Origin of the sequence: Bacillus sp. AFS012607, assembly GCF_002558005.1 — a bacterium.
Lineage (GTDB): Bacteria > Bacillota > Bacilli > Bacillales > Bacillaceae_G > Bacillus_A > Bacillus_A thuringiensis_S.
Window position 1 is genome coordinate 174,231 of sequence record NZ_NTVM01000006.1, and the last position, 20,474, is coordinate 194,704.

Here is a 20,474-nt window from a genome sequence, read left to right on the forward strand (position 1 = left end):
GTAGAATGCATTCATTTATAATAGATTTAAATTAATTAATATAATTAATTGTTAATTTTATTATATTAAATGGATAGGAGAGAATATTATGGCAAATGTACTCGTAATAAATTTCCCTGGGGAAGGTCATATTAATCCGACTTTAGCTATTGTAAGTGAGTTAATTCAGCGAGGGGAAACAGTTGTTTCTTATTGTATTGAAGATTATAGAAAGAAGGTTGAAGCAACAGGTGCGGAATTCCGAGTGTTTGAGAATTTTCTCTCTCAAATTAATATTATGGAACGAGTAAATGAAGGTGGGAGCCCTTTGACGATGCTATCTCATATGATTGAAGCATCAGAGCGTATTGTTACTCAAATTGTAGAGGAAACAAAAGAGGAAAAATACGATTATTTAATATATGATAATCATTTTCCAGTAGGACGTATTATAGCGAATATTTTACAATTACCAAGCGTTTCATCTTGTACAACGTTTGCTGTTAATCAGTACATTAATTTTCATGATGGGCAAGAATCGAGACAAGTAGATGAAATGAATCCATTATATCAATCTTGTTTAGCGGGAATGGAAAGATGGAATAAGCAGTATGGAATGAAATGTAATAGTATGTATGATATTATGAACCATCCTGGTGATATTACGATTGTATATACTTCAAAAGAATATCAGCCGCGTTCAGATGTATTTGATGAATCGTATAAATTTGTAGGTCCATCAATTGCTACTCGAAAAGAAGTGGGGAGTTTTCCTACTGAAGATTTAAAAAATGAAAAAGTAATTTTCATTTCTATGGGAACAGTTTTTAATGAGCAACCTGCTCTGTATGAAAAGTGTTTTGAAGCGTTTAAAGATGTAGATGCGACAGTCGTATTAGTCGTTGGTAAGAAGATAAATATAAGTCAATTTGAAAATATCCCGAAAAACTTTAAGTTGTATAATTATGTCCCGCAATTAGAAGTTTTACAGCATGCTGATGTATTCGTGACACATGGTGGTATGAATAGTTCGAGTGAAGCGTTATATTACGGTGTTCCATTAGTTGTAATTCCGGTAACAGGAGATCAGCCATTCGTTGCAAAACGATTGACTGAAGTAGGGGCAGGCATAAGACTTAATCGTAACGAGTTAACTTCTGAATTGTTATGTGAGACTGTAAAGAAAGTAATGGATGATGTGACGTTTAAGGAAAATAGTCGTAAAGTGGGAGAGTCGCTTAGAAATGCTGGTGGATATCAAAGGGCAGTTGAGGAAATACTTGAATTAAAAATGAAGCCGTACGTAAAGATTAAATAGATGTTAAAAACACACTTACTTTTAATTGGTAAGTGTGTTTCTAGTATTACGCGCTAAATGTGTTACATAAAAATAGCGATAAAGGTGAAACTTTTGTGTATATAAACTGATATCTTTGTCTTAGCAGAAAAATTACGTTAAAATAATACTAAGAAAATATATAAGCTTTGGGGGTAATGAATGAAGAAAGTATTTGAATACGTATTATTAACAATTGGCTCAATTATAGTAGCAGGTTCATTAGAGCTTATTTTAGCACCTAATGGATTAGTAGATGGCGGGGTAACGGCTATTGCTATTATGGCAAATAAAGTTGCAGGATTGCCGCTTTATGGCGTTTTCTTAGGAATTAATATCCCAATTTTATTATTTACTGCAAAAGTAATGGGAAAGAAATTTTTTATCCGTACATCTTATGCGAATGTAGTTACAACACTCGGATTAATTTATTTAAAACCATTTCCAGCAATTACGACTTCTGAGTTATTAATTGTACTTTATGGTGGAGTGCTGTTCGGAATTGGTGTTGGGATTGTTGTTAAAATGGGTGGAGCAATTGACGGTTCGGAAATGTTAGCAGTTTGGATGAATAAACACTTTAATGTACCAATTAGTACATTTTTACTTGCAGTAAATGCAGTTATTTTCATCTTTGTTGCAATTTTATTTTCAATCGAACAAGCGATGTTCTCATTAGCAATTTTCTATATTGTTACGAAGATGATTGATTTTATATTAGATGGTATTAATCAAGGTAAGAGCGTTATGATTATTTCTGGTAAGAATAAAGAAATAGGCGATTTACTTATGAAAGAATTGCAACTATCTGTTACGTATCTACATGGAGAAGGTGGTTTTTTAGGGGAGCATAAGAGAATCATTTATTGCATTACAAACCGATTCATTTATCCGAAAATGAAAGATCTCGTTCTCTCTGTAGATCCAACCGCTATAATTGAAGCTTCCTATTCAACAGAAACGACTGGTGTGAAACGTCCGGGAAGGAAAGCTAGGTCAGGTGAGTAACTAGAAGAAGGCTGTCCAAAAAGTTATTTTGGAACAACCTTCTTTTTTATTTTGTTGAATTGTTAGTATGTTACAAGTTAAACCCACTGTTAACAAGTTTCCTTGCAACTAGGGAACCAAGCGTCTTTCAATAATGTAGCCAACGTCTCAATTTTATTTTCCGGAATACTACCAAAACCGAGTAATACATATGATTCCTTGCGTAAATCATTCATGAAATCATATGGAGAAAGTGGGTATAATTTAACGCTTTGTTTTTTAGCGGATTCAATCAGTTCATTTTCATTCATACTGTTATGTACACATAAAACAATATGAAGTCCGGACTGTTCGCCAAGAATTTGAACATTAGCCCCCATTTCTTTCATAATGGATTTTACTAACGCATGATGTTTTCTTTTATATAGTGTACGACTCCGATTAAGGTGACGTTCCCAATTCCCGCTTTGTATAAAGTTAGCAAAAGCAAGTTGTTGTATTGTAGCCACTGTTTGTTTAAAAATTCCATGCAGTTCTTGATATATTTTTAAAAGATGTGGTGGTAAAACAACATATCCCATTCGTAAAGAAGGTAAAAAAGATTTTGAGAAAGTCCCCATATAAATAACGCGTTCATTTGAATCAAGACTTTGTAAAGAAGGAATCGGCTTACCAGCGTAGCGAAACTCTCCATCATAGTCATCTTCAATAATGTATCCATTGCAATCATTAGCCCACTTTAACAATTCTAATCTTCTAGGTAAAGGCATAATAATCCCAAGTGGAAATTGGTGTGATGGTGTAACGTATGCGACATTGGCATTTGTATTGTATAAGCTAGAAATATTAATCCCTTTTTCATCCAATGGTATGGGATGGATTTGTCTATCACAGCTTTTAATGATTGCGTGTATACGGTGAAATCCAGGGTTTTCAATGCCGTATTTTTTTGTAGGGCCAAGCAGTTGAAGTAGTAACCAGAGAAGTGGCTGCGTTCCGGCACCGATCACAATTTGATCAGGTGAAGAATGTACACCGCGAGAATGATATAAATATGTTGATATATGCTCTCGAAGAGCGAATTCACCTTGAGGGTCTTCTTTGGCAAATAGTGCATTTTCGTATGTAAGTATGGATTCTTGTAATGCCCGTTTCCAATTTGTAATCGGAAATTTATTTTGATCAATAAGCCCTTGGCTACAATCGTATTCGAATTTTTCGTCTATCAAATTGCTCGTCTTCTTTGCTGCATTTCGTTTTTTATTTGGGATAACGTCAATATCGAAATTTGCTACAAAAATACCACGTTTCGGTTTACTTTCTACATAACCTTCAGCTAATAATTGTTGATAAGCTGATTCAACAGTAATGCGGCTAATATTAAGTTGTGATGCTAAATTTCTGTGTGAGGGTAGACGTGTGCCAACAGAAATAGTCCCTTGTATAATTTCAGCTTTTATATATTCGTAAATTTGCAAGTAAATAGGTGTGTTACTTTGTAATTGCAATGGGATAGTAAAATCCATATAAAACTCTCCTTTAAAACTGACCTTATAAAAAATACTGAAACTGCCACTTAAGTAAAGGGCAGTCACTTTCTATAATAATGATATAACATTTAGAAAATTAAATAAATAGTTAAGGGAGAGTTAAAAATGAATGTTAAAGAAGTAGTAACAGAAGAGCAATTACATGAAGTATTACCTGTTTTACAGCAATTACGAACACAACTTTCAAAAGAGGAAACAGGCACTTTATTTCGAAATATGAAAGAAGAAAATTATAAACTATTCTCGCTGCGTAATGAAGATGATGAAGTTGTTAGCCTTGCAGGTGTAGCGATTTGTACGAACTTTTATAATAAGAAGCACGTTTTCGTATATGACCTTGTAACGGCAGACGCACATCGTTCAAAAGGACATGGAAATGTATTACTTTCGTATATAGAGAACTGGGGAAAGGAAAACGGATGTGAGTCTATCACCCTCACGTCAGCATTTTCAAGAATTGATGCTCATCGTTTTTATGAAAGAGAAGGGTATGATAAGGTGAGTTATTCTTTTCATAAAGAATTATAAATAATAAGAAGAAGCTGTCTCGAAAAGTTGGGAACAGCTTCTTCTTCTTATTATTATTATTATTTCTCAAGTTATTATTGAACCGTAAATAGGTTGTAAGTTATGGTATATGTATTTGAAAAGGTTATATAGTGTTATTGTATCGAATTGTTTTAAGTAATAATAAAGAGAATGATTGGAGCGCTTATACTTGAAAAAAATAAAGAAACTATCAATCCCTAATGATGCTAGAGTTATTGTCATATCGGATATTCATGGAGAATTAAATCTTTTAAAAGAAGCACTACATAAAGTTAACTTTAAAGATGAAGATTATTTAATTATTAATGGAGATCTTTGCGAGAAAGGACGAGATAGCGTAGGTGTAGTAAACTACGTTATGAATCTTGTAAAGAACAATTCAAAGGTTCACGTTGTTGAAGGGAATTGTGAAGTTTTAGTTGATGCTCTTCTAAATGAAAATCCTCGTCTTATTAATTATTTATGTACGAGGAAGCATTCAATTTTTAATGAATGGCTAGAGCAATTGGATTTTTCAGTTCATGAAGGTACTTCAATTCGTGAAGTGAAAGAAGCATTGCTAAGTGAATTTTCACAAGAACTATATTGGCTAACGGAGTTGCCAACAGCGATTGAAACAGAAGATTATATTTTTGTGCATGCAGGGCTAGAAGATAGAGTAGATTGGAAAGAAACAGAGCGCAAAAATGCGATAGCAATGCCGGAGTTTTTTTATAAATCACATAAAGCAAATAAGTATGTAATAGTTGGTCATTGGCCAGTCGTGAACTATTCTGAAGAAGCACCGTCTAACAATCCAGTTATTGATGAGGAGAAAAAAATTATTGCAATTGATGGAGGAAATGCAATTAAAGAAGCAGGACAATTAAATGCATTTATTATTCAGAGGAAACAAACGGGCGATACATTTTCTTATACATATGTAGACTATTTCCCACAGTATGAAGTAATAGCGGATTTTAATGCGAATTCAGAAATGCAGGGCGGAGTGACATATCCGTATTATTACATAGAGCCTATCGAGAAGATGCAAGATTACACCGTATGTAAGCAAAAGGAAACGAATAATTTGCTCACTGTAAAAAATGAATATATGAAACAACTTGAGTCAGGTGAATATACAGTGAAAACCGATATTTCTTGTGCGCAAATAAGCGTTAGGAAGGGAGATATCGTTTCTCTCATTGATGATAGCTGTTCAGGATATGATTTAATTAAAAAAGATGGCGTAGAGGGTTGGATAGAGAAAGGGATTTTGCTTGAGGTGAATAAAAAGGGAAATAATATATTGAGCTGAAATAGGAGGGGATAACCTCCTATTTTTTATTACCTATTTTACAATCACATATTTCAATTAACCTTTTAAATTAGTGGACTGCTTGCTGTCTTTAATAAGTAAATAAATCGTAGTCGGCAGAATGATAAGCGTCATTCCTAAAAGAATTGCTAGTATGCCATAACCTCTATAGGGAGCAGAAACGATAAAAGGAAGTATCGCTAAAAAAATCCCTGCTATCATCATTGAAATACTACTAATATTTGAAGCTCTTTTTTCAAGGTGCTTATCATTCCATTCTAATGAAACGGTTGATTTAGTCGTATCAATTTTGGAACTGAAATAACCTATTAATATAAATAAAAGCCCTAATGCTAAAAATATGAAATGATCAAGAGGGAGTGAAAAGCCAAGAGCAATGAGGGCGATGACAATATCGACAAAAAATAAGAATAGTAATATTGTGTTGCCGATCCAATGGAGAAATTTCTGGTTACTCGCTGCTTTAGATAAAGCTAAAAATATAAAGAATAAGAAGGAACATATAATTATATTTACGATTACAAAAGTGCTTTTATCCATTGTTGATGTAGGCGTTCCATTGAAGTCCCATTTCGTAACAATATTTGATGGTAAGAAGAAATATAGAATAATATTTGTGGTAACAATAGTGAGAAATAAAGCAATACTAAATCGATTATTCACTGAATCACCAGCTTTCTAAATCAATAATTGGTATCTAATAACAAAATTATACAATATAATATATGATATTAGTTTTGATTTTTCTGAAAAAACATTATAATTATATATGAAATAAAGAGGAATGCAGGAGGGAATTATGCAAAACGTTGTATTAAAGGGGAAGAAAGTTACAATTCGTACAATAGAAGAATCGGATATAAAAACATTATGGAATATCATATTTAAAGAAGAAAGCCCAGAATGGAAGAAATGGGATGCGCCATATTTCCCGTTCTCAATGCAAGAATACTCTTCCTATAAAGAGAAGATGCAAAATCGTTTGAAAGAAGAACCACTGTCAAATTTAATTATAGAAAATAACGGTCAAATCATTGGGACAGTCGGGTTTTATTGGGAATATAAAATGACGCGTTGGTTAGAGATGGGAGTTGTGATTTATGAGCCAACATACTGGAATGGTGGATATGGTACAGAAGCATTAAAATTATATAGAGATTTGCTATTTGAAAAAATGGAGATTGGTAGAGTAGGAATCACGACTTGGTCTGGCAATGAACGAATGATGAAAGTAGCAGAGAAAATAGGAATGAGCTTAGAAGGTAGAATGCGAAAGTGTCGTTATTATAACGGAACATACTATGATTCTATTCGAATGGGCATAATTCGTGAAGAATGGGAAGCGCTATGTGTAACGAAGGGGTGAGAAAGATTGTACGCTATCATTGCTACATTTAATCGTGTGTTTACTAATAAAATTACAGAATTACAAAATAAATTAACAAATGTAATTGGAACAAATCAATTAGCTGGAGTAGAACCTCATATAACGATTGCGGATTATAATGAGTTGGATGTTAATTTGTATATTGAAAAATTAAAGGAATTTGTAGCTATTCAAGAAAACATGTCTGCAGTCACTTTTCCTTCTGTTGGAACTTTTCCTACTAACGGTACGGTTTTTCTAGCGCCGACTGTTACCGATGATTTATTGAGACTTCATCATTTTTATCATGATCATTTCAAAACTTTTCATGATAATTCAAATTCATATTATGTACCAGGAAAATGGGTTCCGCATTGTACGATTGCGAATCATTTGAATTCAACTCATTTTTTAAGTGTGATGGAGTATATATATGAGAATTTTGATGTTACAACAGCTTCGATTGAAAAGTTAAAATTAATTAAGGTCAATTATGAAAATGGTTCTGCCGTTTCTTCTAGTATATTAGCAGAATATAATTTAAAGAGAATGGAGACATCGAGATGACATATATAATTAGAGAAATGAAGCAAGAAGATATTCAGGCTGTACAATCAGTAGCGAAAATAGCTTGGCATGATACATATGAAGGCATTATTCCGAGAGAGATTCAAGATAGTTTTTTAGACGAGGCATATTCTGATGAAAAAATGAAATATCGCCTTAAAAATACACATTTATTCGTTGCGGAAGAAGAGGGAGAAGTAATAGGATTTGCGAACTTTTCACCTGTTAGACTACAAAACGAAGCAGAATTAGGGGCAATTTATTTGTTACCAGATCAGCAAGGAAAAGGGATCGGAAGTGCTTTATTACAAAGAGGGATTAAGGCATTAAATGGGATACGGAAATTGTACATACATGTAGAAGCTGCAAATGAAAAAGGAAAACGCTTTTATGAAGCGAAAGGTTTTGCTGAATTAGAGCAATTTGAAGAAGACTTTGAAGGACATATGATGCAGACAGTAAGGATGGTTTTATACGTATAAGGAGGACTAGTAATGAAAACTTTTGATTTTAGTGAAAAAGTAGGAAAGCACTTATCAGTATTTCAATCTAATTTCATCATGTCGAAAATAGTAAACCATCAAGGAAATGTACATATCGGTGCTATGCATTTACAAGCCAATGGAATAATCGGATGTCATGAAGCAGTTGTATCTCAACTGCTTCTTATTGTGGACGGAGTAGGATATGTGTGTGGGGCAAATAAGGAAAAGGTAAAGATAGAAGCGGGACAAGCTGTGTTTTGGGAGAAGGGAGAGCTTCATGAAACAAGTACAGAACAAGGATTAACGGCAATTGTTATGGAAGCGGAGAATCTTGAACAAGGGATAGTAATGCCTATTATTCAAGGGGAGTTGTGAAAAATGATAATTAAGGCGAATCAAGAAGATACCAATGAAATATTAAAATATGCGGCTCAATCGCTTTTTGAAGGGACGAGAGGGAATTGTCAATTAAGTATCGAGAAAGCGATTGAAATTACAAAGCCGATTGTAGAAAAAGGAGCATACTATTTAATCATTAAAGAAGAAAATAAAGTAATGGGATGGATATTAATAGGGGAAAATACAGACTATTTTTCTCGTGAAAAACTTGGATTTATATATGAATTGTACGTTTTCCCAGAATATCGCGGGAGAGGATTATCGCGAGAACTGATGGAAGGTGGTATTAAGGAATTAAAGGAGAAGTATTCAGAAATTAGGTTGAATGTATTTGCTGGGAATTTTGCAAAAGAGATGTACGAAGAGTTTGGGTTTGTTGAAAGGCAGGTAATTATGACTTTGAAGTGAGTATTATAGTCGGAATGGGAGAAGAGAAAATAATGATTTAGTGGCTACTTTATCGCTGGAATTTAAAGCCAATAAGTCCTTATAAATATATAAAATAGATGGTTTGCCTTTATTTTATAGTAGATTGATAGTGTATGCTTAAAAATAAATAAATTACTATTATACAATATATCGTTATTATAGTAAAAGAGAAATTTTGGAAAAATATCATTTTTTTGTTTAGAAATTTTTAAATTATTGATATAATCAATTTGTAGAATTGATTATTGGTTAATTTTACTATTTTTAAATTTTAAGGGGGATTTAATAATGGCAGGACAAATTCGTATGTCACCAGAGGAACTTAAATCGAAAGCTACTCGATATGGACAAGGTGCAAATCAAATTGAGGACATTTTACGTCAACTACAAAACTTACAAAATGAATTAAGAGGAGAATGGGAAGGTCGTGCTTTCGAAGGTTTTGACCAACAGTTCAATCAATTAAAGCCAAAAGTACAAAACTTCGCACAGTTATTACAAGAAATTAATATGCAGCTTAATAAAACTGCAGAAGCTGTTGCTAGACATGACGAAGATCTTTCTCGTAATTTCGGTCTACAATAAGACAGATAAAAAGAAATATATAATTTAGCCATGCAACCATACGTTGTATGGCTAAATTACTTTAAAACTAGAGTAAGATACGAAGTCTTTCATTAGATAGACTCGCAGTCGCAGGAGTGATAAGTTGTGAAAAAGTTCAAATGGAGCATCTTGTTGTTTATTATTTTAGCTCTTGTACTATCAACAGGGGTCTCCTATTTAGCATTAAATCAAAATGTTAAGAAAGCTAATGAGAATACTACACCAAAAATGACAGTTGCGTTGGTAAATGAAGATCAGGGCACTGTTTTTGAGGGCAATAAAATAGCGTTTGGGGATCAATTTGTTAAAAATGTAAATAAAAATACGAAACAAGAATGGTACGTAGTTAGTCGCGGGGTAGCAGAAAATGGATTGAAAAATAATAATTACAATATGATGATTGTTATTCCAAATGATTTTTCTAGGAAAGCAGTTGCGATTGATTCAGAGATTCCGGAGAAATTAACGTTAAACTACAAAGTAAATGCAACTGGGAATAAGGATTTGAAAGCTGAGGCAGAAAATACAGCTTCTGTTATTTTAGAAGATTTCAATAAGCAAATAATCGACGTTTATTTTGCGAGTATTATCGGTAAGCTACAAGGTGCACAAGATAATATAGGTAAAATAATTGAAAAAGGAAACGTTCAAACAACTATGTATAAAAAAGATATACATAGTCCGTTAGCAAATTACACAAATCAATTTAAAACAGTACAAGATTATACAGGTGTTTCTGTTAATAGTTTCAAAGGATTTCAGGATGTTTTAAAAGGTTTCGGTCAAGCGTTAGATGAAGGGAATAAATCTAACAGTACGTACTTAGATGGTTTTAATAACTTTCAAAAAATGCAAACTGATAACAATTTGTTAGCGAATAATTTCACAAATCAATTCAATCAATATATGAATGATATGAATACAGGCGATGCTTTAAAGCAATTAAGTGCATTGGAATCAGCTAATAAAAGTATTTCAAATCAATTTACGTTTTCAGAGAAAGAACCAAATATTTTAACTGATGCTTCAGCAGTTCAAAAATATTTAGCAGATGTAAAAAAACAAGTATCTGAATATGATACAGAACTTGCTGGAAAGTTAGAAAGTGATATTCAAGAGACGGTAATTAAGAAGTTAAAGCAATCTATGTCGAATGATGGAAAGCAAGAAATCTTTATAAATACATTAATGAAACAACCAGATGCTCGAATAAAGAAACAAATCGAGAATTTAATTGCGAAATTACCTAGTTTAAACATGGAAGAAATCGGTCAAAGTGATTTACCAGATGCAACGAAATTACAACTGCAAAATGTAATTCAATTTACAAAAAAATATAATAAAGAAAATAATTTTTATTATGATCCTGTAAATAAAATATCTTTAGGAAACGCAATTAAAGAAGTGAAGGATAGACTTTATACAGAGAGAATTACATTTAGTGATACTGCGAAAGTAATTAAAATGGAATCGCCGCAAATTTTGAAGATAAAGATTCCAGAAGAATTTAAATTAGATGGAAGTACAGAAGCTTTATATATTGATGATGTGGATCGTACAAGTGACTTTCTACAAAGCGAAGCAGGAGAAATTACAATAGCTCCTCGTAATGAAGGGGATATAAAGATTGATCTGCATGTGAAGTTAAAAGATCCAAACATCAATATAGATGTTTTCTCTCCTGTAATGTGGCAATGGGAATTGAGTGGGACTCATACAAAAGAAACTAGTCCTGAGAAAGAAGAACCTAATAAAGAAGATAAAGGAACACAAACGGAAAATAGCAAGGTGGAAAATGTGGTTCATAAATCACAGTATGGCATAATGCCGTTAGTACACAATGCTAAAACGCCTATTATTCAAAAAACAGAACAGAGTAATAATGGTGACAGTGTAAAGCCTGATACAGGAGGAAATCCAGACACGGGAGGAAAACCTGATACAGGAGAGAAACCTGACACAGGAGAAAAACCTGATACAGGAGAGAAGCCAGACACTGGGACAGATAACGGTAGCAATTCAAAAATTATTGAAAGTACAACGAATCAAGTTATACATCAAAAAACAGAAAAAATACCAGATATTACTTCTAGTGTATTAATAAAAGAAGCAGTAGATACAGTCGAAAGTTATCAAGGTTTAATGAGCCTTTACGAAATGTATTATGGGATTGATTTAAGAACGAAAGATGTAGGTCCTAAGTTAGAAGAGGGAAGTTTAGATGCAATTGCGACGGATCAATCTTTGTACTACGTATTAAATAAACAAAGCTTAATCGATTTAATTTCAAATCTTGTTTCATCAAGTATTACTACAGAAATAAAGCAAGATATGTCAGGTTTAAAACAAAAAATAAACTCTTATCAACAATCTATTACTAGTGCGGATCAAAATTCTATGCTACTAGCGGAGAAATTAAATGGAACGACGCAACAAGCAACTAGTATGAATGAAAATTTAGGAGAGTATGTAAAAGGTTTAGCGAAATGGCGTGAGAATAGCTTAAAGCTAGTTGAAGAGCAGCAAGTAGTAACAACAAATCATGCTGGTGAGCAAACGGCTGTTTTATCGTTAGATTCTGGTATTAAATCATTAATGATGCAAAGTCAGTCATTGGTCGAAAGTTCGAAGCATAGTTTAGCAACTTCAGACGATGTATATAAAACATTTGATCAAATTAATGGACAAGCAAAAGAAATTCAAGACAGCGGAACGACAATTGTTTCAAAAGCTGATTTATTATTAAATGACTTTACAAAGAAAATGGAAGATGATAAATCATTCTCCAAAAACTTTACGAAAATTTTAGCGAATAGTCGTATTGGAGATCGTCAAAATGAAATGCTATATGACTTTTTAGCTAGTCCAGTTCAAAAGCAAAATGATGGAGTAATTGTAGCAGGTAATGCTTTTACACCGTACTTAATTGTATTAACTTGTTTCATTGTTGCATTATTTACAGCATACGCAATTGCGAATCAAGAAAAGAAACGAATGCAATCGGATCATTTTGAAGAGAAATTCTCATTAATTGATATGAATGTACCAACTACAGTAGTAGCTTTCGGTATATCAATTGTGGAAGGAATTAGTATAGGTATCATTTCTGGGCGTCTTTTAAAGTTCGGTCAGGATCAAAGTTTACTATGGATTGCGTTCATCACATTTATTATGATGGCGTTTGTATTGGTCTCAACCTACTTATTACGACAAATAAAAATGGTAGGAATGTTTATACTATTAGTATTTTTAAGCATGTACCTATTTTTAACTGAGGCAGTTGGAAGTAAAGTAGATCAAATGTCTTCTGTCGGAAAGATACGTCAATTCTCACCGCTTCAGTATATAGAAAGTTTTCTAAATGATTTTATTAGTGGTAAAGATACTGGGAAAGTTATTTTTGTCGTATTGTTTGTAATTGCCATTATTGGATTGGTTAGTAATCTATTTGTATGGCATAAGAAATGGGAGGAAAAAGAAGTAAATGATCAAACAATGGAGCATAGTGGCTAAGTTATCATTTCTCTCTATCCTTTTACTGTTTGTCGCGCTACCGATAAGGAGCGCGGCTGACAGTTATCTTGGTGATGATGGGAAGATTAAGTTTAAAGTGGATCGACTTGAAGAAAGCGACCAAGAAAAAAATAAAAAGGAACATAAGGAAACAGAATTAGATAAAGCATCAATTGAGTTATTTAACCAAGATATAGAAGAAGAAATTGAGAAAAAGAAAAAGAAAGAACAAAAAGATATGGAAGCTCTGCGAGATTCTCTTTTTATAAAACAAAAAGAGAATAATAGTGTTAAAGATACGAAAAATAGTTTGTTTAGCAGTGAATACATTGTCAGAAAAAGTGCAGATGAAGTAGCGAGTAATGAAACAATGAATGAAGAGCCAATTAGTATAACAATAATATTATTATTTGGCGGCGGCATTCTACTTATTTGCATCGGTATTTATACGGTTCTTCGTAAAAGTTGGAGGTAAAGCGATGGCAATACAAACACATATTAATGTCACAGTAGATTTTAATAAATGGAATGGAAATACATACGATTTGCGTATTCCGAATCACCAATCTATTAAATATTTATTGAAAAACTTATTAGATACGCTAAAGATTGATAATCATGAAGGTTCACATTTTGTAATTAAAGTGAAAAATAAGTCAATTGTTTTAACAGATAATGATCGTTTAATTGATCACCAAATAACAGATGGAGATATTTTGCAAGTTTTATAAAGAATATTTTTTACTTTTAGTTATTTGAAAATAAGTTATTACGGGTTATAAAGAAAAGGAGAAGAGGATAAACATGACGGAAAAAATAATTCAAATTGATGCAATGAACTATCAATTTCAAATAGAAAAAGAAAATTGGAAATTGGAGATGACCAAATCTCAAACACGTATAAAAGACTTCCGTCAATTCGATATAATTACGGGCGTATCATCTGAATTTGTACCATTAACAATAGAAGAAGCGGATGATATGTTTACGTTTCTATATCAAGTAGATAAAAAATTATATAAGTGGGACAATCTTAGCCGTTTTGGAAGAAATGAGAAATTAAGACTACTTCGGAATGTTGCGCAGTTTCGTAAATATTTGAATAAACGAATCACGTTCTTTTTACATCCAGACAATATAGTTTTTAATGCTAATTTAATACCAAGTATTATACATAGAGGAATTCGAGATATTGTTCCACCAACCCCGTTATCAGAAGAACAATTTTTAACACAATATAAGTGTCTAATTATTGCTTTATTCTCCCAAAAACATAACTTTGATGATTTGTATGCTGGGTTACTAAAAGATGCAAAAGAAACAACATTTGAACAGACCGTTGCTCAAATGGAAAGCTTAGATGCATTACTGCAGTTTCTTGATGACAGCTTTGAGAAGGAACAAACAAAAACAGAGAAAAATATGCAGTTAGTACCTAAAAAAAGCTATAAATCGTTTAAATACTTAGCTTTTTCCTTCATAGCGGCGACAGTTATTTTAGCTGCTCCTTTAATATATTTCACTTTTATAAAATTTCCTTATCAAAATAAATTGTTAGAAGCAAATGCAAGTTTCATAGCAACTGATTATGACAAAGTCATTACGCAATTAAATGAAGAGGAATTTGAATCATTACCGATTGCATCTAAATATGAGTTAGCATTTGCATACATTACAGCTGAAAAACTAGGTGAAGCTCAAAAGAAATCGATTATGAAAAACATTAGTTTGAAAAGTGATGAAAAGTATTTGCTGTATTGGATGTATAACGGAAAAGGTAATTTTGATAAATCATTAGATTTAGCTAAGACACTTGATGATCCTCAGCTTATTATGTACGGCCTTGTTAAACAAATTGAATCACTGAAAAATAATCCGGATTTATCAGGAGAAGAACGTGATCAAAAGTTAAAAACATATGAGCAACAATTAGATGAATATAAAAAGAAATATGGCAATTCATCAAGCGATAAAAATTTGGCGGACACAGAGAAAAAAGAGTAAGCACTTGATGAGACAGTTGAAAAGGAGCAGTGAACACGGATGGAGCAACTATTAGTATTGACTTATGGAGACAAAATATATAAGTGCACATTACATCCAAATGAGCAATCAATAGTGTCGATTGGAAAAGAGTGGACAAATGATATTACGAATCCAAGTTTAGAACAAGAAATAGAGTTAAAGTGGAATAATGAAGTAAATGCTTGGATGGTACAGGATCAATTAATAGAATTCAATAAGGAAGTTGAGATTGGAAAAACAAGAGATGTGAGCTTGAAAATCTTTATATCTATTATTGGCACAACTAAAGTGTTTGATATCGGAACGAAACTTTCTCTTACAGTGAGTCGAAACGATTACGATGATATTTCTATTACCGGGACTAGTGTAGATTTAATGCTATCTCGCGAAACGTTGTACGATTCTTTTAAAGTGAACGTGTATGGCGGGGATGTATTTCATAATTATACGAAGTTAAAAGATAGCGTTATGTTGGAATCAGGAGACGTATTATATTTTGATGGTATTTTATTGGAGATTGGTAGTGAAGACATTCAAGTACTTTCTTCAGAAGATAAAGTGAAATCTGCGTTACCTATTTTAGTAGAATCAGAAACGAATTATCAAAGTGGTTATCCAGACTATCATCGTTCACCACGTATTATTTACCGTGAACCAGAAGAGAAAATGACAATTGCAAAGCCTTCAAGTATGCCATCAAAACCAACGGAGCATTTAGCAAGAATCATTGCACCTTCACTTGTCATGATTGTCGTAACTGTATTACTTGCTATTTTCATGAAATATGGAATGTTTATTATCGCATCGATTGCGATGACATTAGTAACAATCATTGTTTCTGTCACATCGTATATTAAAAATTTGAAGCAATATAAAGTCGACATTGTTGAACGAGATAAAAGCTATAGAGAGTATATAAAACAAAAAACGAAAGATTTACATGCAGAAAGTGAAAAACAGCGTCACGCATTACATTATCACAATCCAAATGTAGAAGTAATACGTAATATGGCAGTTCAAGTAAATCCTCGAATTTATGAAAAAACAATGTTACATCATGATTTCTTAACATTTAGCGTTGGAACAGGACAAGCTAATACGAGTTTTGAAATTCAATTTAATGAAGAAGAATTTAGTCAAACGAAAGATGAATTAATTGATATAGCACGTGAACTAAGACAGCGTTATCTATCATTGGAAGATGTACCAGTTGTAACAGATTTAATGAATGGACCAGTCGGTTATATTGGTCAACGCTCTTTAGTGTTAGAGCAATTACAATTATTAGTTGCACAAACGGCTTTATTCCATAGTTATTATGACTTGCAGTTTATTACTATTTTTCCGGAAGAAGAAAAAGAAAAATGGGATTGGATGCGCTGGTTACCTCATGGAAGTGTTCGCGATATAAATGTACGTGGATTTGTATACCATGATCGTAGCCGTGATCAAGTGTTAAATAGTTTGTATCAAATATTGAAAGAACGAAAATTAAAACTAGATGAAAAAAGTTCTACTAATGAAAAAATGTACTTTGCACCGCACTATGTCGTTCTCATTACAGATGAAAAACTAATATTAGACCATGTTGTTATGGAATTCTTTAATGATGATCCGAGTCAATTAGGTGTATCACTTGTATTTGTACAAGATGTTATGCAAAGTTTACCGGAGCATGTGAAAACGGTAATAGATATAAGAGATGCAAAACAAGGGAACATCATCTTAGAGCAAGGAGAGCTTGTTAACCGTCAATTTAAACTAAATCATGTGCCAAAAGGGTTCAATTTAGAAGATATTTCAAGGGCATTAGCACCATTAAATCATTTGCAAAACTTAAAAAATAGTATTCCAGAAAGCGTAACATTTTTAGAAATGTACGGCGTTGAAAAAGTAAAAGAACTGAATATTACAAGTCGCTGGGAGAAAAATGCAGCGCATAAATCTTTAGCTGTACCACTTGGATTACGTGGGAAAGAAGATATCGTAAACTTAAACTTACACGAAAAAGCACACGGACCACACGGGTTAATAGCAGGTACAACAGGTTCAGGTAAATCAGAAATTATACAATCGTACATTTTATCTCTAGCAGTTAATTTCCATCCGTACGAAGTAGCCTTTTTACTAATTGACTATAAAGGCGGCGGTATGGCGAATTTATTCAAAAACTTACCGCATTTATTAGGAACAATTACGAACTTAGATGGAGCACAAAGTATGAGAGCGCTCGCATCAATTAAAGCTGAATTACAAAAAAGACAACGATTATTTGGGGAAAATGATGTAAACCATATTAATCAGTATCAAAAACTGTATAAAGAAGGCTTAGTAAGTGAACCGATGCCACATCTATTTTTAATTAGTGATGAATTCGCGGAACTGAAGTCAGAACAACCAGAATTTATGAAAGAGTTAGTTTCAACAGCGCGTATCGGTCGTTCACTCGGAATCCATTTAATATTAGCTACGCAAAAACCGAGTGGTGTTGTAGATGATCAAATTTGGAGTAACTCGAAATTCAAACTAGCACTAAAAGTTCAAAATACGTCAGATAGTAATGAAATTTTAAAAACACCGGATGCTGCTGAAATTACATTACCAGGACGTGCTTACTTACAAGTTGGGAATAATGAAATTTATGAATTATTCCAATCAGCTTGGAGCGGAGCAGACTATGTAGAAAACAAAGAGGATAAAGAACATTTAGACGCAACAATCTATGCAATAAATGATCTAGGACAATATGAAATATTAAGTGAAGATTTAAGTGGACTTGGTAGCAGTAAAGAAGTAATAAGCGTACCATCTGAACTGGATGCTGTTATTGACTACATTCACGATTACGCAGAAATAAATGAAATTGAAGCATTAGCAAGACCGTGGTTACCACCACTTCCAGAAAGCGTATATTTACAAGACTTACATGCTATTCAGTTCAAAGAAGCATGGACGAAAGAAAAGAAACCATTACAAGCAACAGTTGGTCTACTAGATCAGCCTGAATTACAATCACAAACACCATTAACACTAGATATTAGTAAAGACGGACACGTAGCGGTCTTCTCAAGTCCAGGCTACGGAAAATCAACATTCTTACAATCAGTCATTATGGATGTAGCTCGTCAACATAGTCCGGAGCATTTGCATGTGTATTTAGTGGACCTTGGAACAAATGGTCTTCTACCTTTGAAAGGATTACCTCATGTAGCGGATACGATTACGATTGATGAATCTGAAAAATGTTTAAAGTTTGTTGAAAGATTAACTCAAGAAATGAAAAATCGTAAACGATTATTAAGTGAATATGACGTTGCAAATATTGAAATGTATGAAAAGGCAAGTGGGAAAGAAATACCACATATTATTATTGCGATCGACAATTATGATGCAGTAAAAGAAGCGAAGTTCTATGAAAGCTTTGAAATGCTAATTATGCAAATTGTCCGAGATGGTGCAAGTTTAGGAATTCATACCTTAATTAGTGCAGGGCGACAAAATGCACTTAGAATTCAATTGTACAATAATATTAAAATTCAAACTTGCCTATATATGATTGATCAAAGTGAAGTAGCTAGTATTGTAGGGAGATCTGATATAAAAGTGGAAGAAACAGCAGGAAGAGCGTTAATAAAACTAGAATCTCCTACATTATTCCAGATTGCATTACCTACGAAAGCAGAAGATGAATTACAGCAAATTCAATTATTACAACAAGAAGCAAATGATATGGATCGAGAATGGGATGGAGAACGTCCGAAGGCAATTCCAATGATGCCAGAAGTGATTGATATTGCTACTTATCGTAAAAATAAAGACGTTACAAAAGCTCTACAAGCAGCAAGAATTCCAATGGGGCTTGATTTTACAAACGTAGAAGTTGTAGCTCATGATATTGCAGTGAATGATCATTTAATGATTTATAGTGTAGATGATAGTATGAGAAAACAAATTGTATCTAGCATCCTATCTCAATTGAATAAAGATTATTTTGAAAGTGTAACGTTGGTGGATACAGCAGAGTATAGTTTCGTTCAATATAAAGACGATGTGACGCACTACATTGTAGACGAAAATGAAATAAATATGCATGCAAAGTATTGGATGGAAGTAATTCGTGAACGAGCTCTTGAATTAGCACAAGCAAGACAAGAAGGTAGAGAAATTCCTGCATTCACAAAACAACTCATTATCATGACAAATGTTGAAGAGTTTAGTAAATTTGTTTATTTAGAAATGGAAGATGCAGCAACTTTAATTGATCTATCTCGTACAGTAGGCATTTACTTTGTATTAGCAGGTCACCACGACTACATGGACCGAAATCGTGAAGCTCTACCTATGAAAATGAGAAGTAAGCTAACAGCAGCAATTATCGCAATGCCATTAAATGATCAAAGTATCTTCAACATAAAATATATAAGCAACGAAGCGCCATTAGGTAAAGATGAAGTGTATTACTATCAAAAAGGGAACATAATGAAACTAAAAATGCCTAGAGTAACTAACGAGGTGACAGTATGAAATTAAAGAAGAAAGCTAAGGTGATGATAGTCGTGTCAATAGTGGCAAGTTTATTAAGTGGATGTGGTTTTGGGGAAAAGCAAATAGATTATAAGCCATTTGTCAAAGCTTTGGATGAAGGTGACATGAGAAAGGTTATGTCTGCGAGTGATGATGGGTATGCGTATGTGAAGGAACGGGTTATTGATTTTACGACAGAAAAAAATGGTGATGACAGAATTCATAATACACTATATCAAACTACTGAAGGTATATATAATTTGAAAGAAAAATTGTTATATGGAATAACGTCTCAAAAAATAACAAGTAAAACAAAAGATATAAAGGATAGGCATAAGGATATTAATTATAAAGAAGAAGAAAAATATAATACCAACTTTATGTATAAAAACGGAAAACTTCAAGGTTCGGATTCAAATTTAGATATTTCTCCTGTGAAATTGATATTTAATAGATTACAAGGTGTAGGGAATTTAAAACTGAAAGCAGATGGTAATAGAAAAAAATTTAATGAACCAAATTCAGTTGGATTTACTTTAACAGAAGCACAATTTCAAGAAATAATTAATGATAAATTAAAATTGCAATATAATAAATTTGAAAATGCATCAATTGTACTTAACTTTAACGATTCAATAGACAATGAAAAACACCCAATGCAAATAACAGAATTAACAATTTCAATTGACTATGAGAAGAAAAATGATGAAGGTAAAATGTTAACGCATAGTCAACAAATATATGTTTATTTTAGTAGTAAAAAAGATAACAATCAGGAAGCTAAGAAAGAGTTTGTAAATTATGAAAAACAATATAAAAATAAGTAATTAAATGGGAAGGT

Annotated in this window: 18 protein-coding genes; 16 read left to right on the plus strand and 2 right to left on the minus strand. The window is 32.8% G+C overall.

All coding sequences use genetic code 11. The features are described from left to right. Window positions 1-88 precede the first annotated feature (88 nt). Both CN409_RS05580 and CN409_RS05585 read left to right on the plus strand, forming a co-directional pair. Window positions 89-1,297, plus strand: a complete 1,209-nt coding sequence (locus tag CN409_RS05580) for a macrolide family glycosyltransferase (RefSeq protein WP_000024469.1) — start codon at window positions 89-91, stop codon at window positions 1,295-1,297. 180 nt (window positions 1,298-1,477) lie between these two features. Then, window positions 1,478-2,323: a YitT family protein gene (locus CN409_RS05585; RefSeq protein WP_000755126.1), complete on the plus strand. Its 846-nt coding sequence runs from the start codon at window positions 1,478-1,480 to the stop codon at window positions 2,321-2,323. An 89-nt stretch (window positions 2,324-2,412) separates the two neighbouring features. Here CN409_RS05585 and pdxR read toward each other — a convergent pair whose 3' ends face one another. Continuing rightward, on the minus strand, window positions 2,413-3,828 hold the full coding sequence (pdxR, locus tag CN409_RS05590; RefSeq protein ID WP_097980848.1) for a MocR-like pyridoxine biosynthesis transcription factor PdxR: 1,416 nt from the start codon (window positions 3,826-3,828) through the stop codon (window positions 2,413-2,415). 129 nt (window positions 3,829-3,957) lie between these two features. Here pdxR and CN409_RS05595 point away from each other — a divergent pair, with 129 nt between their 5' ends. Next, the gene (locus CN409_RS05595) at window positions 3,958-4,380 is read left to right on the plus strand and encodes a GNAT family N-acetyltransferase (RefSeq protein ID WP_001101124.1); all 423 of its coding nucleotides are present in this window, start codon (window positions 3,958-3,960) and stop codon (window positions 4,378-4,380) included. Window positions 4,381-4,570: 190 nt separating this feature from the next. Continuing rightward, window positions 4,571-5,698, plus strand: a complete 1,128-nt coding sequence (locus CN409_RS05600) for a metallophosphoesterase (RefSeq protein WP_000721389.1) — start codon at window positions 4,571-4,573, stop codon at window positions 5,696-5,698. 57 nt (window positions 5,699-5,755) lie between these two features. On the opposite strand, the gene CN409_RS05605 is transcribed toward CN409_RS05600, so the two are convergent. Next, window positions 5,756-6,382, minus strand: coding sequence for a DUF1648 domain-containing protein (locus CN409_RS05605; RefSeq protein WP_097980849.1), 627 nt, complete (start codon window positions 6,380-6,382; stop codon window positions 5,756-5,758). A gap of 136 nt (window positions 6,383-6,518) precedes the next feature. Between CN409_RS05605 and CN409_RS05610 the strand changes: the two genes are divergently transcribed. The 12 genes from CN409_RS05610 (at window position 6,519) to CN409_RS05665 (ending at window position 20,460) form a co-directional block, all read left to right on the plus strand. Continuing rightward, window positions 6,519-7,085 carry a GNAT family N-acetyltransferase gene (locus CN409_RS05610; RefSeq protein ID WP_097980850.1) on the plus strand — a complete coding sequence of 189 codons (567 nt, stop codon included), beginning with the start codon at window positions 6,519-6,521 and terminating at the stop codon, window positions 7,083-7,085. Window positions 7,086-7,091: 6 nt separating this feature from the next. Then, a complete protein-coding gene (locus tag CN409_RS05615; RefSeq protein ID WP_097980851.1) occupies window positions 7,092-7,652 on the plus strand; it encodes a 2'-5' RNA ligase family protein in 561 nt (186 codons plus the stop codon). After that, complete coding sequence (locus CN409_RS05620; protein WP_000221053.1) at window positions 7,649-8,134, plus strand: GNAT family N-acetyltransferase; 486 nt, start codon at window positions 7,649-7,651, stop codon at window positions 8,132-8,134. Before CN409_RS05615 ends, CN409_RS05620 begins: the two co-directional genes overlap by 4 nt. A gap of 12 nt (window positions 8,135-8,146) precedes the next feature. Continuing rightward, window positions 8,147-8,512 (plus strand): cupin domain-containing protein, encoded by a 366-nt coding sequence (locus tag CN409_RS05625; protein WP_000846433.1) that lies wholly within the window; start codon window positions 8,147-8,149, stop codon window positions 8,510-8,512. Between the two features lie 3 nt (window positions 8,513-8,515). Continuing rightward, window positions 8,516-8,944, plus strand: coding sequence for a GNAT family N-acetyltransferase (locus CN409_RS05630; RefSeq protein ID WP_000584235.1), 429 nt, complete (start codon window positions 8,516-8,518; stop codon window positions 8,942-8,944). A 309-nt stretch (window positions 8,945-9,253) separates the two neighbouring features. Further along, the gene (locus CN409_RS05635; RefSeq protein WP_000918601.1) at window positions 9,254-9,550 is read left to right on the plus strand and encodes a WXG100 family type VII secretion target; all 297 of its coding nucleotides are present in this window, start codon (window positions 9,254-9,256) and stop codon (window positions 9,548-9,550) included. Between the two features lie 126 nt (window positions 9,551-9,676). Next, window positions 9,677-13,084 (plus strand): type VII secretion protein EsaA, encoded by a 3,408-nt coding sequence (esaA, locus tag CN409_RS05640; protein WP_098217783.1) that lies wholly within the window; start codon window positions 9,677-9,679, stop codon window positions 13,082-13,084. Further along, entirely contained in the window at window positions 13,056-13,559 is a 504-nt protein-coding gene (gene essA / locus CN409_RS05645; protein WP_000595661.1) for a type VII secretion protein EssA, read from the plus strand. The genes esaA and essA overlap by 29 nt, the downstream gene beginning before the upstream one ends. A 4-nt stretch (window positions 13,560-13,563) precedes the next feature. Continuing rightward, window positions 13,564-13,815: an EsaB/YukD family protein gene (locus tag CN409_RS05650; RefSeq protein WP_001007566.1), complete on the plus strand. Its 252-nt coding sequence runs from the start codon at window positions 13,564-13,566 to the stop codon at window positions 13,813-13,815. Window positions 13,816-13,888: 73 nt separating this feature from the next. After that, window positions 13,889-15,088 carry a type VII secretion protein EssB gene (essB, locus tag CN409_RS05655; protein WP_097980853.1) on the plus strand — a complete coding sequence of 400 codons (1,200 nt, stop codon included), beginning with the start codon at window positions 13,889-13,891 and terminating at the stop codon, window positions 15,086-15,088. Between the two features lie 39 nt (window positions 15,089-15,127). Continuing rightward, the gene (gene essC, locus CN409_RS05660; protein WP_097980854.1) at window positions 15,128-19,633 is read left to right on the plus strand and encodes a type VII secretion protein EssC; all 4,506 of its coding nucleotides are present in this window, start codon (window positions 15,128-15,130) and stop codon (window positions 19,631-19,633) included. Next, window positions 19,630-20,460 carry a DUF3952 domain-containing protein gene (locus tag CN409_RS05665; protein WP_000768472.1) on the plus strand — a complete coding sequence of 277 codons (831 nt, stop codon included), beginning with the start codon at window positions 19,630-19,632 and terminating at the stop codon, window positions 20,458-20,460. Before essC ends, CN409_RS05665 begins: the two co-directional genes overlap by 4 nt. Window positions 20,461-20,474 lie beyond the last annotated feature (14 nt).

Coding starts and splice junctions, on each gene's coding strand:
- CN409_RS05580 (WP_000024469.1), top strand. CDS start 89: ATGGCAAATGTACTCGTAATAAATTTCCCTGGGGAAGGTCATATTAAT.
- CN409_RS05585 (WP_000755126.1), top strand. CDS start 1,478: ATGAAGAAAGTATTTGAATACGTATTATTAACAATTGGCTCAATTATA.
- pdxR (WP_097980848.1), bottom strand. CDS start 3,828: ATGGATTTTACTATCCCATTGCAATTACAAAGTAACACACCTATTTAC.
- CN409_RS05595 (WP_001101124.1), top strand. CDS start 3,958: ATGAATGTTAAAGAAGTAGTAACAGAAGAGCAATTACATGAAGTATTA.
- CN409_RS05610 (WP_097980850.1), top strand. CDS start 6,519: ATGCAAAACGTTGTATTAAAGGGGAAGAAAGTTACAATTCGTACAATA.
- CN409_RS05620 (WP_000221053.1), top strand. CDS start 7,649: ATGACATATATAATTAGAGAAATGAAGCAAGAAGATATTCAGGCTGTA.
- CN409_RS05625 (WP_000846433.1), top strand. CDS start 8,147: ATGAAAACTTTTGATTTTAGTGAAAAAGTAGGAAAGCACTTATCAGTA.
- CN409_RS05630 (WP_000584235.1), top strand. CDS start 8,516: ATGATAATTAAGGCGAATCAAGAAGATACCAATGAAATATTAAAATAT.
- CN409_RS05635 (WP_000918601.1), top strand. CDS start 9,254: ATGGCAGGACAAATTCGTATGTCACCAGAGGAACTTAAATCGAAAGCT.
- essA (WP_000595661.1), top strand. CDS start 13,056: ATGATCAAACAATGGAGCATAGTGGCTAAGTTATCATTTCTCTCTATC.
- CN409_RS05650 (WP_001007566.1), top strand. CDS start 13,564: ATGGCAATACAAACACATATTAATGTCACAGTAGATTTTAATAAATGG.
- essB (WP_097980853.1), top strand. CDS start 13,889: ATGACGGAAAAAATAATTCAAATTGATGCAATGAACTATCAATTTCAA.
- essC (WP_097980854.1), top strand. CDS start 15,128: ATGGAGCAACTATTAGTATTGACTTATGGAGACAAAATATATAAGTGC.
- CN409_RS05665 (WP_000768472.1), top strand. CDS start 19,630: ATGAAATTAAAGAAGAAAGCTAAGGTGATGATAGTCGTGTCAATAGTG.